Raw genomic sequence first — 16,643 nt, forward strand, 5'->3', positions numbered from 1 at the left:
GTCACGATGGGTCGAGGTACTCGTATTCGGTGTCATACCAGCTGTTTCCTGCCGTTTTCGTGGACTCCGGACAGCACTCGGTCGCCGGATTCGGTATCCAGGTATCCGACGATCGCGCAGTCGAGTTCCTTGAGCGTCAATATGATTCGACCGTCGGGTCGCACCGCGGTGAATCGGTTTCCCGCACCCGGCTTCTCGCCGTCCCACGGCAACACCGCGTGCAGCCGCACCGGCCCGCCACGGCCGACGAGAGCGTCGTTGGTGTGCTCGTAGAGATCGAGACGCCCGAATCGCAGCGGCACGACGATCGGAAGTCGCCGCCCCGCACCGTTGCCCGCGATCCCTCCGGTGCGCAGCAACCCGTCGAGCAGGATGCTGGGGACCCGGAAGCGGGAGAAGACCGGATCGCCCGGCTCCAGTCGCAGACTGTAGGTGCTGTGCTTGCCGCACGGGTGCAGTCGGGTGTCGGAGGTCGACACGAACATCCCGGTCAGCGAAACCGGTGACGCCGGATGGTGATAGGGGTCGAGCGCGGGCTCTTCCTCGGCCGGGTACCAGTCGGTCCACCGCGGCGCCGTCGGCAGTACGGCGGACATGAGCGCCACGGCCGTGCAATGGAGCTTGTCACGGACCAGAACCGTGCCGTTCGGGGCCGTGATGTCCCCGGTGACCGTGACCCGAACGCGAGCCTGCCCCAGATCGTGACGCCGGTCGACGACCTCGGCGCGAATCCGTTTGACCAGTGGACGACTGCCCTCGGGGACCTTGATGAAGTGGTGGAAGGCCAGATCCTCGATGGCGTACACCCGCAGATCGGGCACCAGGGTCGCGGCGGCCTCCAACACCATCTCCGCGATGAGCGCGCCCGGCAACGTCGGCGCGCCGTTCACCAGATGGTGGCGCAGATACCCGTCGGTGTCCAGATCGAAGACGCGTTCGTACAGCGCCCACGGCCGGTCCCCGTCCGTGCCGGAGTCCAGGACACGATCCAGATAGAACGGGCGTGGGCTGAACGGCAGGAAGCCGGGCAGCTGCGAATCCACCGCCCCGTACTCCGCGGTGCCCAGGTGCGCGACGTACGGTTGCGGCCGCCTGCGCTGCAGATGCCGGACGAAGTGATGCGCCCCTTCGGCATTGGACATGTTCGAGTACTGTCCGCTCTTGTCGAAGTAGGCCTTCGTCAGTGCGTTCGCGCCGAGACCGACCTCGCCCCACAACGTCCACCCGATGGTGAACTCGTCGCGCACACCGGCGTGCGTGCTGTGATAGGACGCGGTGCCGAGGAAGTCGTTGGCCGAGGCGTAGTCGACCTCCCCGATCTGGCCACTCGCCCCGAGCAGCGATCCGAAATTGCACCACAGGCGCGGCGCCCGCGCGGCGAGAGCGGACGCCAGATTGCTGTAACCGCGCAGTTTGATGTCGCGGATGCGCCGGAACTCGGCGAAATCCTTGACCGCGATGGGTGCCGAACGGTTCAGGCCCGCGGCGTTGACGAGCAGATCGACAGCGTCGTGCGCCCGCAGGATTCGGTCCATGGTGTGCTCGACCGCCGCGGTGTCGACGACATCGCAGCGCAGATAGGTCACCTCGGTCGCCCCGGCCGCGGCGATACGGTCCAGGTTGGCCCGCACCGTCCGGATATTGCGGATCCGCTGGAACTCGGCATTGAGCTGACCGGGAGTGCGGTCGGGCGCCGCGGCGTGCCTGGCGCGGATGTAGTCGCGTTTGGCGGCGGCGAATGCCTCGTCGTCGAGATCCAGGTACGGTGCGGGCACGTCATCGATGGCGTTGGTGCCGAGGATGTAGAACCGTCCGCCGTACACCCGTGCCAGCTCGACCATCAGCTCGGCGGTGATGCCGCGACCACCGCCGACGGCCACGATCACCGAATCGCGATCGAGCACGGGTGTCCGGTCGATTTCGCCGTGGTCCACCGCGAGGCGGCTCACCAATCGGGTGCCGGAGGCGTAGTGCGCGACCGGCACTCCGCGATCGAGCATGGACTCCGCCTCGGCCTCGATGATCCCGCCCGCGATATCGCCGTCGGTGACGAGGCAGACGGTCAGACCGCGCGGATGCTCGAGGTGGGCCACCTTCGCGAACCCGGTGAACAGCCCGGTGTACGGGTGCGGCGTCCGGCCGGTCATCGCGCGGGTGAGCAGCGTCATACTGCTGGAATCCGGCTGTGCCAGTGCCTCGGTACGCCGCTGTTGCACCGAGAACAACAGATCGTGCAGTGCCGCGATGCGGTCGGTGCGGCGCGGGTCGACGCCGGCTGCCGCGTCGAGGTCGGTCACCACACGCACATGCCGCAGCCGAGCGTGCGGATCGTAGCGGTCGAGCAGTGCGCCGACGGCCTCCGGCGAGACCTCCCGAACGTGGACGGCGTCGGCACGGTCGGCCCATGCCGTCGGCAACGGCGCCACCGACAGGACCGCGGCCGACGCGGGGATGCCCGCCGCGGCCAGCTCACCGGGAATGTCGGTGAGCACCAATGTCGCCGCGTCCGGCCAGAAGTCGACCTGCGGTCGGACCACGAAACCGGGTTCGGCGACCAGGTTCCAGGCGTGGACGTCGACGCGGGTCGGGTCGGCGCCGATCGTGCCGTCCGCGCCGACGGTCGTGTACCGGTCCGCGACCTGATACCGCTCGGACAGCGTGATACCGGACTCCCCCGACGGTGTCGTCGCCGACGCAGGCGGCGCGCACACCGGATCGGGAGCGGAAGCGGTCGCGGTCGCGGTGACCCGAACGCACAGATCGGCCGCGGCCGCGCCGCCGCGGCACGCCACCAGTGTCGAGCCCGTGCCGGTCAACGCGCGCAGCAGACCGATCGCGCCCTCTCCCGCGAGGAAGTTGGCGTTGCGCTCTCGGGTCGTCGCGCCGCATTCGACAACCCGATCCGCGACGCCACTCGCGTGACCGGCACTCGGCTCGACGAAACCGAGCACAGGCAGGCCCGCCGCCTCGGCGGTCCGCTCGGTGGTGACGGCGAGCAGGAACGAGCCCTCGGCGAGCACCGCCTCGGTGGGAAGCATCGCGGCGAGCAGTTCACGCTGCTCGGGGGTGGCGTTGCCGTTCACACCGCCGATCAACGCCACGGTGATATCGCCCGCCCGCAGGTACCTGCCCGCCACGTCGAGCGCGGTCAACGCCGAGGTGAAACCGCTGTCGATGGTCATGGTCGGCCCGTTGAGGCCGAAATAGTTGGCCACCCGAGCCGGGATGACATTGGGCATCATGCCGGGGAAGGTGTCCTCGTTCGACGCGGGCACCAGACCGGTGATATCGGCCGCGATGTCACCGAGTACATCGGCCGCCCAGTCGGATTCGGCGAATTCGGGCACGTCGGCCAGCGCCACGCCGACATCATCGAGATAGCAGCGGGTCGCGTACAGCGTCGCGTTGCGCGTACCGCCGAAATGGCCGAGCAGCACGCCGGTGTCACGCTGATTGTCGGTCCAGAAATCGCCGAGCTGGTCACGGATCTTTCCGGCGCAGGCCAGAATCATCAACTGACACCGATCTATCGCCCGCATCGTGCGCGGCGGCAGCTTCACCTCCGTGATCGGAGGCACCGGATAGGCGTCCCCGAAGCCGGTGGACGCGGCCGGATCCGCGAGCCAGGCGTCCAGATCGTGGGCCCCGGGCAGATGCGAAGCGACCGCGACCACCGCCAGTCGCGCGTCCGCCGCGGCCGCGCCGTGCTCGGCGGAGGCCGGGCTCCCGGCAGGCACGGTCCGATCGGCGCCGTCTCGGCTGTCGTCCTGCACCACGAGATGGGCGTTGGTGCCGCCGAATCCGAATCCGGATATGGCCGCGACGCGCGGCGATCCGTCCGAGCGCCGCGGCCACGCGACGGTCTCGGTGGGGATCTCGAGGTTGCTGGAATCGAGCTCGAACTCCGCCGGAGGTTCGTCGAAGCGGTGCTGCGGTGGAATGGCGTTGTGGCGCAGGCCGAGCAGCACCTGGATGAGCGAGGCGATGCCCGCCGCCCATCCGGTATGTCCGATCACCGACTTGTTCGAGGTGACCCGAACCGGTTCGGCGCCGTCCAATGTCGCTCGCAGACCCGCGAATTCGACGCTGTCGCCCGCGGGCGTCCCGGTCGCGTGGGCGACCACCCAATCCGGAATGCGTCCGCCCATCCGCGGATCCGCCTGGGCGCGGCGCACCGCCAACTCCTGACCGGCGGCGGACGGGGCGTAGATGGCCTTGCCCTTGCCGTCGGAGGAACTGCCGAAAGCGCGGATGGTGGCAAGCACCTGGTCACCGTCGGCGCGGGCGCGGCTGAGCCGCTTGAGGATCACGGTGGCCGCGCCGTCGGAGAACAACACCCCGTCGCTGTTCTTGTCCAGCGAGCGCACCGCACCGCGCTCGGACAGCCCGTTGAGCTTTCCGAACAGCACCGATCCCCGCGGCCCGACGGCGAACGCGCCACTGCAGACAGCGATGTCGTGCCGGTTCTCCAGCAGGCCCTTGGCTCCGATGTCGACGGCGTACAGCGATGAGGAGCATGCCGTGTCGACCATCATCAACTCGGTGCCCTCGGGCAGCAGGCCGGTGACCGCGTCGTAGCCGACGCGGTGCGGGAAATACGCCTCCGGTCGACCCACGCCGCGCGGATAGCGCACCCGCAGCGCGGATTTCGCCGCCGCGAGCACCCGATCGACATCGGACACGCCACGTCTCACCAGCGCCGCGCGCATTCGCCGCAGCACACCGGTGAGCACCGTCGCCTCCTCGAGGTACTGACTGCCGTCGGCCGTGTAACCGACCTGGGCGGCGCACCGATCCTCGGGACGTATCCGCACCCCGTCCAGCGCCTGCGCTATCGAATGGCGCAACCACAGCGTGGTGGATTCGACCTCCTCCATCGACCGTCCGCTCTCGCGCAGCTCGGCGGCCAGCGCGGGATGCGGAACGAAATCGGTGATGAACGCCGAATGCCGGGAATACGACTTGTCTTCGGCGCCTCGGTCCGGCGAATAGAAGTTGTCGTTCGCCCAGCGATCGGCGGGCACCGGTACGAACCGGTCGGCGCCCTCGACCAGCTCGGCCCAGAACTCCTCGGGATCGTTGGCCCCCGGCACCGCGAGTCCCATGCCGACGATCGCGATGACGTCGTCCTCGGGATCGCCGCTATCGGGATCGGCGGAACCGGGATCAGCGGGATCGGGACCGGGATCGGCGGGACCGCCCGCGGCCGGGCCGCCCGGGTGGCGCGGCGACGCCGCCGGTTCGGCGACGGCATGCGGCGCGGATGCGCCCGCGTCCGCGATCACACCGTCGTGTGCGTGTTCGATCGGCACGCCCGCGGCTTCGCTCCTACGGGGTGGCGCGAGCAGCGCGTGGCCCGTGGCGAGACCACCGTCGGCGAGGATCACCTGACCGGTGATCCACGATGCCCGAGGGGAGGCGAGGAAAGCGACGACCTCGGCGAATTCCTCCGGGGTGCCGAGACGGCGCAGCGGCGTGGCCGCGACGACCGCCCGCTGCATGGCGTCCGCGTCCGGGAACTGGTCCGCGACCGGACTCGCCAACATCCCCGCGGCGGCGGTGTTGACGCGAATGCCGCGCTCGGCGTATTCGACGGCAAGGTAACGCGTCATGGCTTCCACCGCGGCCTTGGCGGGACCGCAGGCGAGATAGTTCGCCATCACGAACTGTCCGCCGCCGAGGGTGGACAGGTTCACGATATTCGCGCCGTCGCGTCCGGCCATCAGTTGCACCGCGTGTTCGGCGCAACCGTAGGTGCCTTTGAGATTGGTGGCGATGGCCCGGTCGATCATCGCCTCCTCGACATCACCGTGCGCCGCGAGCGCGCCGTCGGCGGCGCTGTTGACGAGGATGTCGAGCGCGCCGAATTCCGCGGCGATCTCGTCGAACATGCGGGCGCGCTGCTCAGGGCGTGCGACCGAAGCCCGAACGAGATACGCTCGCCCACCCTGCCGTTCGACCTCTTCCTTGGTCGCCCTCGCCGCCGCGGGCGACCGAAAATAGTTGATGACGACGGTGGCGCCCTCGGCGGCCAGCCGCAGGGTGATCGCCCGGCCGATATTCCTGCCGCCGCCGGTCACGAGCGCGATCCGCCCGGCCAATGGTCTGCTCATGGCCACACCTGCCCGCTCATCTCCCTCGCCCGAGGGCGCGGACTCCGAAGTATCTGCTCTGTGTTCGAATACATCTGCGCTCCAACGCTTTCAGGCGGCGATGATGAGATCGGCGATACGGCCGAGCGTGTTGTGCTCGCTGATCTTCACCTCGTCGGGACGGGCGGGCAGTCCGTACTGCTCGCGAACTCGGCCGAGCAGTTCCGTCTGCTTGACCGAGTCGACGCCGAGTTCGGCCTCGAGGTCGGTGTTCTCGTCGAATACCTCGACCGGGTACTCCAGGGTGTCGGCGTAGAAGCTGCGCAGGTCACGCAGGATCTGATGGCGCGACACCGAGGGATTCGCCGGAACCGATCCGGCCACCGCGTCCGTCGCCGTCACGAGCTCTGGCGTCGCCGTCACGAGCCCCGGCGTCACGGGCGCGAGCCCCGGCGTCACGGGCGCGAGCCCCGGCGTCACGGGCGCGAGCCCCGGCGTCACGGGCGCGAGCTCGGGCGTCGCGGGTGATGTGGCGGCGATCTCGACGGCCGCGCCGAGCTCGCGCCGCACCTGGTCGATGAAACGGGCGCCGTGCGCGCGCCAGAAGCTCTCGAAGACAGCGGGATCGGTCGCGGGGGCGAGAGTGCGACGCAGGGCGTCGGTGCCCGATGCGGCGGTTTCGAGCGCACCGGCGGCCGCGAGTTCGCCGAATGCCGCGTCGATGGGCGTGTGCCGCGACAGCAGGGGGACGAACGACGCCTGAGCGCCGATCACCCGGCGGGCGATCGTGGTCAGCGCGTCGAGCGCACCGGCTTCGACGAACACGCCGACGCCCAGCTCGTGCACCGCGCGTACCGCGTCGGCGAAACGCACACGTCGGGTCAGGTGGTCGGCCAAGGCCGCGACGAGGTCGTCGTCGTCGCGGTATGTCCGCATGAGGATCGGCGAGAAGACCTCGACCTCGAGTGCCCGCCGCGGCGCCGACCGTATCCGCTCGGCGAAGCCCGCGGCCGCCGCCGACACCACCGGGCTGTGGAAAGCGTAGGGCGACTTCAGGTTCTGCGCGCCGATCCCCGCCGCTGCGGCGATCGCGCCCACCTTCTCGATCGAGGCGCGCGGACCGGAAACCACCGTCTGGTCGGCGTGGTTCTCCACCGCGACCACCGTATGCGGATCGGCCACCAGAGCCAGAACGCGCTCGGCGATCTCCGGCCCGGCTCCCAGCGCCGCCATCTTTCCTTCGTCCACGCCCGCCGACCGCAGCGCGGCGCTGCGATGGCACACGATCTCCGCGCCCACCGACACCGAGAACGCACCCGCGCAGACCAACGCCGCGATCTCACCGAAACTGTGCCCGAGCAGAATCCGCGGACGCGCTCCGCGCGCACGCAACGCCTCGAACGCCGCGACCGAGGTCGTGTATATCGCCAGCTGGAGCAGGTCGGGCGTCTCGACCAGCAGTTCGTCCAGCGACTTCGCCGCCGGGCCGACCAGCCGATCCGACACCCGCGCCCCGAGCATGCGCTCGGAAACCGCGTCGACCTGCTCCAGAATCGCCCCGACGCCGGGGAACACCCCACCGACGTCGGTCAACGCACCCTGGAAATAGGCGCCCTGACCGGGAAAAAGCACAGAAATCTCACCAACAGTCATCGGACTGACTCCTCAACGGAAGGGATGGGTTGCTCGAATGTGATGAACGACGGCAGGTGCTCGTCCGCACCTCGATGTACGAATGCCCGCCCTCGACCGACGGCTCGACCGCTGCCACTGAATCCAGCGCGGCCCTTCACTTTTCGGCTCCGCACGGTCACCGGGGGAGCCGAACGCCGACACAGGGAATTCTCAAGGTGCGCACAGAACTCTCACATCGGTAGGTGAGGGAATAGGTATACCTACGGCCGCGCTCGCGTCGATGACGCACGGCCCCGACACACCGCCCGCAAACACCCGGATCGCGCTGCGCCCCAGCGTGGTACCTCGGATACCAAGATCGCGGCTCGGCCTGCGCAGATGCCGCGCCGATCGCCCGCGGTAGCGATGGCGGTGCGGTCGGTGTCCTCGGCCCGATTGCGACCCGCACGAGCACCCGCGCAGCGAATCTCGTCGAGTTTCACCGACGACGTCGAGCGGTGCGCGAAAGATCTCGACGGTGGGCGAGTGCGCGGCCGGATACGGTCCGCCACGACGGACGGAATTCATCGGAATTTCCGTGATCGCTCGCGCGGATGGCCGTGCCGGGATGTCTCGCGCCAGTAGCCTGTGCGGGTGAAGTCGACGGACAACGCATCGGGTGCGGCGCGGCCGAAGATCGCCTTGGCGGCGGTGACCACCGTACTGTTCGTGACTTTCCTGGACACGACCATCGTGAGTGTCGCGCTGGGTGACATCCGGCGCGACCTGAGCACCGATGTGACGTCGCTGCAGTGGGTCGTCAACGCCTACACCCTGGTGTTCGCCGGGCTGATGCTTGCGGGCGGGTCGCTCGGTGACCGGTGGGGTCGCAAACGGGTGATGATCGTCGGGTTGGTGATCTTCTGCCTCGGATCGGTGGTCGCGGCGCTCGCGACGAGCGTGGCGGCGCTCATCGCCGGGCGCGCGATCATGGGGGTCGGCGCGGCCGCCTCCGAGCCCGGCACGCTTTCGGTACTGCGCCACGTCTTTCCGGAGGAGCGTGCCCGCGCCAGAGCGATCGGCGTGTGGGCGGCGGTGTCCGGGCTCGCGCTCGCGGCCGGACCGGTGCTCGGCGCGCTCCTGGTGCACGCGGGCGGCTGGCGCTCGATCTTCTGGTTCAACCTGGTGATCGGCGCGGCGGCGCTGATCGCGGCGGTCCTTTCGGTTCCGGAAAGCGCTGACCCGCGCCCGTTTCCGCTGGACTGGCCCGGAATCCTGCTCGGCGCGGGCTTTCTCGGCGCGGGCGTCTACGCCGCCACCCTCGGCGAGGAATCCGGATACGACGCGCCCGCGGTGATCGCGCTGTTCGCGGTGGCCGTCCTCGCGCTCGTCGGCTTCGTCGCCGCCGAACGACGCTCCCCCGCACCGATTCTCGAACTGCGCTACCTACGTCTGTCCGCGGTGCGCGGCGCGCTCGTCGTCGCCTTCGCCGTCTACTTCGGCATCTTCTCGATCTTCTTCTTCACCGCGCTGTATCTGCAAGTGATGCAGTCGTATTCGGGTGCGCGCACGGCCGCGGTCTTCGCACCGATGGCCGCCGCGATCGTGATCGGCGCACTGGCCGCGGGGTCGTGGGTGGCCCGGCGCGGAGCGAGCGTCCCGATGATCGTCGGCTGTGTGATCGGCGCGAGCGGCATCCTGTCGACCCGCCACGTGCTCGCGGGCGAACTGCACGACCCGACGCTCGCGACCGCCATGGCCGTGGCCGGTCTCGGCTTCGGACTCGCCGTCGTGCCGTTGACCTCGGCGGTCATGTCCGGCGTGCCCGCCGAACATTCGGGCATGGCCGCCGCGGTAACCAACACCATGCGCCAGGTCGGCTCGGCGGTCGGCGTCGCGGTGCTCGGCGCCCTGGTGAACTCGTTCCTCACCGCGGACCTGCGCACCCGCATGACCGAACTGGGCCTGCCCGCCGAACTGCAACCAGCCGCCGTGGAAGCCGTCGAACGCGGCCGCATCCCCGAAGACGTCGACATCACCCCGTACCTGCGCTACCTGTCGAAGGTCTCCGAAGTCCTCGCCACCGGAAAGACCGCCTTCCACCACGGCCTCGACGTTGCCCTGCTGGTCTCGGCGGTCGCCATCCTCGCCGCGGCGGCCTACACCGCGATCGATGGGGCGATTCACCGCACGCGAGAAGATCCCGTCTCCCCACCGGAGTGATCCGGAACACAGCTGTCACATTCCACGGCCGCACGGTGTCTTGTGCTCGAAGCCATCGAGCGAAGGAGACATCATGACCGGGAAAACCGAAGTGGTAGTGGTCGGCGGCGGCTACGCGGGCGTCATGGCCGCCAACCGACTCACGCGGCGTGACGACGTGGCCGTCACCCTCGTCAATCCCCGTCCGAGTTTCGTCGAACGGATCCGCCTGCATCAGCTGGTCGGCGGGTCGCACACGGCTGTCGTCGACTACCGGGAGATTCTCGCCGAGCGAGTTCGACTCGTGGTCGATTCCGCGACGCGCATCGACGCCGCCGAACGCGAGGTGACGACGGCGGCGGGCGCGAGGCTGCGCTACGACTACCTGATCTACGCCGTCGGCAGCGGCGACGCCGAATCCCCGGTGCCCGGCGTCGGCGAATTCGCCTATCCGATGGCCACTCTGGAAGATGCCGAGCGGTTGCGAGCGGTACTCGCGGCGACGCGGGGCGACGCGGCGGTGACGGTGGTGGGTGCGGGCGCGACCGGACTCGAGGTCGCCGCGGAACTGGCCGAGGAAGGACGGCGGGTGAGCTTGGTCTGCGGCGGGGTGCTCGTCCCTTACGTGCACCCGCGCACCCGGCGCGCGGTGGCGAAGCGGCTGGCGCGACTCGGGGTCACGGTGCTCGACGGTCCCGAGGCGAAGGTGACGGCCGTGACGCCCGACACCGTGCGGCTGTGCGGCGGGCACACGCTGTCGAGTGCGGTGACGATATGGACGGCGGGATTCGGGGTGCCCGATCTGGCCGCCCGCAGCGGGCTGAGCACCGACGCGCTCGGCCGTCTGCGCACCGACGAGACGCTGACCAGCGTGGACGACATGCGCATCGTCGCGGCGGGTGACGCGGCCACGCCATCGGACCTGCCGTTGCGGATGAGTTGCCAGACCGCGCGACCGCTCGGCGCGCACGCGGCGGACACCGTGTTGGCGCGGATCGCGGGGACACGGCCCGCGACCATCGACATCGGGTACTTCGGCCAGTGCATCGCACTCGGCCGCGACGCCGCCGCGTTGCAGTTCGCCTCGCGCCACGATGTGGCGAACGGACTCCATCTGAACGGGCGGATAGCGGCCGCGATCAAGCGGCGGGCCTGCCGCGACGTGGTGACCGAACTCGCCCTCGAGGCACGCGAGCCCGGCACGTTCACCTGGAAATTCGGCGATCCCGAACGCGCGCGCCAGGTCGCGGCCGGGCCGGTGCCCGCGCCCGCCGTCCGCTGACCGACCATCGGCGACCGGGCGTAGCGTGGGGCAGCGTTCTCAGCGGCGCCGCCACACGCTGTCCGGCCGTCGGCAACGACCGCGCCGCACGTCCGGCGACGACCCCTTCGACGAAAGGTTGTGGCGACGATGTCCGAGGATCGGATGTCCGAGGATCGAGACGAGCGCGCCGACGACGCCGTCGACTCGGCGACGGAGGTGTTCCTCGCCCACCGCAATCTGCTCTTCACCGTCGCCTACGAGATGCTCGGATCGGCCGCCGACGCCGAGGACGTGCTCCAGGAGACCTGGCTGCGGTGGGCCGAGGCCGATATCGGGCAGATCCGCGACGAGCGCGCCTACCTGGTGCGGATCACCACCCGGCAATCGCTGAACCGGCTGCGCACGCTGCGGCGCAGGCGCGAGGCGTATGTGGGTCCGTGGCTGCCCGAGCCGCTGCTCACCACACCGGATGTCGCCGAGGACGTCGAACTCGCCGAAAGCGTCTCGATGGCGTTGATGTTCGTCCTCGAGACGCTCACGCCGACCGAGCGCGCCGTCTTCGTGCTGCGCGAAGCGTTCGACCTCGGCTACGACGAGATCGCCGACGCCGTCGGCAAGACGCCCGCCGCGGTGCGCCAGATCGCGCACCGCGCGCGGCGGCATGTCGAGCAACGACGACCGCGCGCACGGGTGTCGCCCGACCAGACCCGCTCCGCGCTGCTGGCCTTCCAGTACGCGCTGGAGACCAGGGACCTGAGCAAGCTAGTGCATGTGCTCGCCCCCGACGTGGTGGTGGTCAGCGACGGCGGCGGTGTCAAACAGGCGGCCCTACGCCCGCTGGTCGGCGCGGACAAGGTGGTCAGGTTCCTGTCGGGCGGACTCGCCAGGAACGGCGCCGAACTCACCACGGCGCCGACCGTCGTCAACGGCAGCCCGGCGCTGATCTTCCGGCTCGACGGCGAACTCGACGGCGTGATGGCGGTGCGGATCGAGGACGGCCGGGTGTCCGGGCTCTACTACGTCCGCAATCCGCACAAGCTCACCCGCGTCGGCCTCGAGACCGCACTCACCCTGCGCTGAGCGAGCTCAGATCACCGAGGTCGGCCGAGAGCCAGTGCTCGGGTTCGGGTGTCATCTTCCCATCGGTCACCGGCCGCGCGCTACGGCGCTACCCGAACGTTTTTGGATTCGATTCGCCCCGAAGGATTTTCGCTGTTCTCGAGGTCCGCGCACACGGCCCGCCACGCGTCGTGGTCGATATCGAGCGCGTGGCGCAGGTAGGCGAGGCTCGAGCGCTGGATCAGCGCGACGCGGTCGGGATTCTCGTCGGTGGTCTCGGCGGCCTCGTAACCAGGGATGCCGCCGAGGGAGTGCTCGGCGCCGAACACGGTGAGCAGAGCCTTGTCTCCTGGGCTCAGCGTGTAGGGGTCGGTCATCCAGTCCGGTCCGCGCACGGTCAGCGGGGAGTCGTCCCGATCGCCCGCAACCACGAGCGCGGGCGTGGCCATATCCGCGAAGTCGGGGTTCATGAACGGGAAATGCTCGATCGCGAACGGGCTGAGATCTTTGCCGCCCGCGCCCGCCGTCGCCAGCAGCACACCCGCCCCGACGCGCGGGTCGGACAGGTCGGCGGCTTCGCCGGTTTCGGGATCGCGCACGCGCAGACCGAGGAGGTTGCCCGCGGTCTGGCCCCCGAACGAGTGACCGGCGACCGCGACGCGGCTGCGATCGACGCGTCCGCGCAGGCCGGGAACCGCGGCTTCCACCGCGTCCAGATCGTCGAGGACGTGTCTCAGATCCGCCACCCGGATTCGCCAGATCCGCGGTGTCCTCGGGTCTTCGGCCGGAATGCGCGCCGTCCGCGAATCGAGATGGGTCGGCTGGATCACCACGAATCCGTTGGCCGCCCAGAAGTCGGCCAGCGGGCCGTAGCCCTCCAGCGACGAGCCGTACCCGTGCGAGAACAGCAGGACGGGTAGATCCCGCCCCGTCACGGGCGCGGAGATCCGCACGCGCAGATCGGCGCCGCGCTCGGGCGCGGGCAGCGCCAGCGGCTTCACCGAAACGATCGGCGTAGGTGCATCGAAGTGATTCTCACTCATCGGCTTCCCTCTCCCGGCGCCCGACCTGCCATCATGAGAAACGGGACACCGTCCCGATAGACGATACGGGACATTGTCCCGTTTATCGAAACGCCAGAACGGAGGCACCCGTGACGACCGACGGCGACGACCGCGCGAACCGCCCGAGAAGAGCCGACGCGCGACGCAACGCGGAGACGTTGATCGAAGCCGCCGCACAGGTTTTCGTGACCTCGGGAGTCGAAGCGCCGATCCGCGACATCGCCGCGCGGGCGCAGGTGGGAACCGCGACCATCTATCGCCACTTCCCCACGCGCGCGGACCTGATCGTCGCGGTCTACCGACATCAGGTCGAAGCGCTCGCCGAGGGCGGACCGGCCCTGCTGGAATCGAGCGAGGGCCCGTACGCCGCATTGCGCACCTGGATCGACCGGTTCGTCGACTTCGTGGCGACCAAGCAGGGACTCGCCGCGGTACTGCAATCCGACGACCCATGCTTCGACCCGCTGCACGCCTACTTCCTCGAACGCCTCGTTCCCGTCTGCGCGCGACTGCTCGACGCCGCGGCCGCGGCGGGCGAGATCGGCGGCGGTCAGGATCCCTACGAACTCATGCGCGGCGTCGGCGGCCTGTGCGCGGGCGGCAGCACCGACCGCTACGACGCGCGGCGACTGGTCGGACTCCTCGTGGCGGGACTGCGCGCGCCGGGCGGTTCGTGATTCGATCGTGGCATGACAGACAGTGAGTTTCCCCGCGTCGTATCCGCCGAGCGCGAGATCGCGGCGCCCGCGGCGGAAATCTTCGAATTGATCGCCGATCCGTCGCGGCAGCCGGAATGGGACGGCAACGACAATCTGGCCGAGGCGCCGAACGGACAGCGGGTGTCCGGTGTCGGCGGCGCGTTCACGATGACTCTGACCAACGGCGCGGTGCGCGTCAATCACGTCGTGGAGTTCGAGGAGGGGCGGCGCATCGCGTGGAAGCCCGCCGAAGCCGACAACGAGCCGTTCGGCCACCTGTGGCGCTGGGAGCTCGAGCCGGTCGACGACACGACCACCCGCGTCACCCACACCTACGACTGGTCGGCGCTCACCGACCCGAAGCGCCTGACGCGCGCCCGCGCCACCACCGCCGACAAGCTCGCGGCATCGGTGTCCCGACTCGCCGAGCTCGCCGAGCGGCGCTGAACTCGACACGGCACCGAACTTGACACAGCCCGTTTCGGGGTGTCATTATCGAAATAGGAAGATACACGAATAACGTGTGTTTATTTCGCTGCGCTCTGGACATCTGCCTGTTTCCGGTGTAATTTCGGAATTCGCTCCGAGTCGCCCGCCGCCCAACTCTCGAAATGTGAATGACCGTGTGAGCGGTGCTGTCTGCGCACCCGCACGCACCCGTTGTTGTCGAGGAATGTTCCGCGGCCTCCGATTCGAGCGCGATGTGAAATACCGCCCACAGGACAAGCAGATATCGTGACGGTCGCGCATGCGCGCGCCCGTCGCGAGGTGCTGGAAGGACGCATCTTGGCACTCTCGACTTCCACCGAGGCACGCGGCGCGACACCCGGCGCGCCGCGGCGCGTCTCGTTCGCCAAACTCGGCGAGCCGCTGGATATTCCGGATCTCCTGGAGATCCAGACCGAATCGTTCGCCTGGCTCGTCGGCTCCCCCGAGTGGCGGGCCGACGCCGTGGCGCGCGGCGAGTCCGGCACGGGCGGGCTGGCGGAGGTGTTCGCGGAGATCAGCCCCATCGAGGATTTCGCCGCGACGATGTCGCTGACCCTGTCCGACCCTCGATTCGAGGAGGCGAAAGCCTCGATCGAGGAATGCAAGGACAAGGACATGACCTACGCGGCGCCGCTGTTCGTGACCGCGGAATTCATCAACAACGACACCGGTGAGATCAAGAGCCAGACGGTCTTCCTCGGCGATTTCCCGATGATGACCGACAAGGGCACATTCATCGTCAACGGCACCGAGCGGGTCGTGGTGTCGCAACTCGTGCGATCACCGGGGGTGTATTTCGACCGCACCGTCGACAAGTCCGCGGAGAAGGACTTGCACAGCGCGCGCGTGATCCCCTCGCGCGGCGCGTGGCTGGAATTCGACGTCGACAAGCGCGACACCGTCGGCGTCCGCATCGACCGCAAGCGCCGCCAACCGGTTACGGTGCTACTCAAGGCGCTGGGCTGGGACGACGCGCGCATCACCGAACGCTTCGGCTTCTCCGAGACCATGATGACCTCGCTCGCCAAGGACCACACCGCGGGGCGCGACGAGGCGCTGCTCGACATCCACCGCAAGCTGCGTCCGGGCGAGCCGCCGACGAAGGAGTCCGCGCAGGCCCTGCTGCACAACCTGTTCTTCCACGAGAAGCGCTACGACCTCGCCCGCGTCGGCAGGCATCGCCTTGACAAGAAGCTCGGACTCGGCGGCGACGGCGCGCTGTCCACGCGGGTGCTCACCGAAGGGGACATCGTCACCATCATCGAATACCTGCTGCGGCTGCACGGCGGCGAAGCGACGATGACGGGTCAGGGGGGCGTCGTGATCCCGGTGGACATCGACGATATCGACCATTTCGGCAACCGTCGGCTGCGCACCGTGGGCGAGCTGATCCAGAACCAGATCCGGGTCGGCCTCTCGCGTATGGAGCGTGTGGTGCGCGAGCGGATGACCACCCAGGACGTCGAGGCGATCACGCCGCAGACCTTGATGAACATCCGCCCGGTGGTGGCGGCGCTCAAGGAGTTCTTCGGCACCTCGCAGCTGTCGCAGTTCCTCGAACAGCGCAATCCGCTCGCGAGCCTGACCCACAAGCGTCGCCTGTCGGCGCTGGGTCCCGGTGGTCTGTCGCGGGAGCGGGCCAGTCTGGAAGTGCGCGACGTGCACTACAGCCACTACGGCCGGATGTGCCCGATCGAGACGCCCGAGGGGCCGAATATCGGTCTGATGGGCTACCTTTCGGTGTACGCGCGAGTGAATCCGTTCGGGTTCGTGGAGACACCGTACCGGCGGGTCGTGGACGGGAAGGTCACCGACGAGGTCGACTACCTGTCCGCCGATCAGGAGGACCTGCACGTGGTGGCGCAGGCGAACGAGCCGCGCGACGCCGAAGGTCGGCTGTCGAATCAGCGGATCGCGGTGCGGCGCAAGAACTCCGAGGTCGAGTTGGTGCCGCCTGCCGCAGTGGACTATATGGATGTGTCGCCGCGTCAGATGGTGTCGGTGGCGACGGCGATGATTCCGTTCCTGGAGCATGATGACGCGAACCGTGCGTTGATGGGTGCGAATATGCAGCGTCAGGCGGTGCCGTTGATTCGGTCGGAGTCTCCGATCGTTGGTACGGGTATGGAGTTGCGTGCCGCGGTGGATGCCGGTGATGTGG

8 protein-coding genes and 1 pseudogene are annotated in these 16,643 nt (G+C 69.0%); 6 read left to right on the forward strand and 3 right to left on the reverse strand.

From position 1 onward, the window contains the following. Nucleotides 1-32 precede the first annotated feature (32 nt). Nucleotides 33-6,113 (reverse strand): SDR family oxidoreductase, encoded by a 6,081-nt coding sequence (locus tag IT779_RS17545; protein ID WP_196150381.1) that lies wholly within the window; start codon nt 6,111-6,113, stop codon nt 33-35. A 90-nt stretch (nt 6,114-6,203) separates the two neighbouring features. Continuing rightward, the gene (locus IT779_RS17550) at nt 6,204-7,745 is read right to left on the reverse strand and encodes an acyltransferase domain-containing protein (RefSeq protein ID WP_196150382.1); all 1,542 of its coding nucleotides are present in this window, start codon (nt 7,743-7,745) and stop codon (nt 6,204-6,206) included. 615 nt (nt 7,746-8,360) lie between these two features. Here IT779_RS17550 and IT779_RS17555 point away from each other — a divergent pair. The 3 genes from IT779_RS17555 to IT779_RS17565 all read left to right on the forward strand — a co-directional run bounded on the left by IT779_RS17555 (nt 8,361) and on the right by IT779_RS17565 (nt 12,252). After that, the gene (locus IT779_RS17555; RefSeq protein WP_332838848.1) at nt 8,361-9,929 is read left to right on the forward strand and encodes an MFS transporter; all 1,569 of its coding nucleotides are present in this window, start codon (nt 8,361-8,363) and stop codon (nt 9,927-9,929) included. Nucleotides 9,930-10,002: 73 nt separating this feature from the next. Continuing rightward, nucleotides 10,003-11,190 carry an NAD(P)/FAD-dependent oxidoreductase gene (locus tag IT779_RS17560; RefSeq protein WP_196150383.1) on the forward strand — a complete coding sequence of 396 codons (1,188 nt, stop codon included), beginning with the start codon at nt 10,003-10,005 and terminating at the stop codon, nt 11,188-11,190. A gap of 144 nt (nt 11,191-11,334) precedes the next feature. After that, on the forward strand, nt 11,335-12,252 hold the full coding sequence (locus tag IT779_RS17565; protein WP_232541821.1) for an RNA polymerase sigma-70 factor: 918 nt from the start codon (nt 11,335-11,337) through the stop codon (nt 12,250-12,252). Between the two features lie 80 nt (nt 12,253-12,332). On the opposite strand, the gene IT779_RS17570 is transcribed toward IT779_RS17565, so the two are convergent. Beyond that, on the reverse strand, nt 12,333-13,274 hold the full coding sequence (locus IT779_RS17570; protein ID WP_196150385.1) for an alpha/beta hydrolase family protein: 942 nt from the start codon (nt 13,272-13,274) through the stop codon (nt 12,333-12,335). Between the two features lie 110 nt (nt 13,275-13,384). Between IT779_RS17570 and IT779_RS17575 the strand changes: the two genes are divergently transcribed. From IT779_RS17575 to IT779_RS17585, 3 genes and pseudogenes are all read left to right on the forward strand, one after another. Next, nucleotides 13,385-13,972 carry a TetR/AcrR family transcriptional regulator gene (locus IT779_RS17575; RefSeq protein WP_196150386.1) on the forward strand — a complete coding sequence of 196 codons (588 nt, stop codon included), beginning with the start codon at nt 13,385-13,387 and terminating at the stop codon, nt 13,970-13,972. 12 nt (nt 13,973-13,984) lie between these two features. Further along, the gene (locus IT779_RS17580; RefSeq protein ID WP_196150387.1) at nt 13,985-14,440 is read left to right on the forward strand and encodes an SRPBCC family protein; all 456 of its coding nucleotides are present in this window, start codon (nt 13,985-13,987) and stop codon (nt 14,438-14,440) included. 321 nt (nt 14,441-14,761) lie between these two features. Beyond that, nucleotides 14,762-16,643, forward strand: a pseudogene (locus tag IT779_RS17585) (DNA-directed RNA polymerase subunit beta); the annotation flags it as partial.

The sequence above is a fragment of the Nocardia bovistercoris genome, assembly GCF_015674855.1.
GTDB lineage: Bacteria > Actinomycetota > Actinomycetes > Mycobacteriales > Mycobacteriaceae > Nocardia > Nocardia bovistercoris.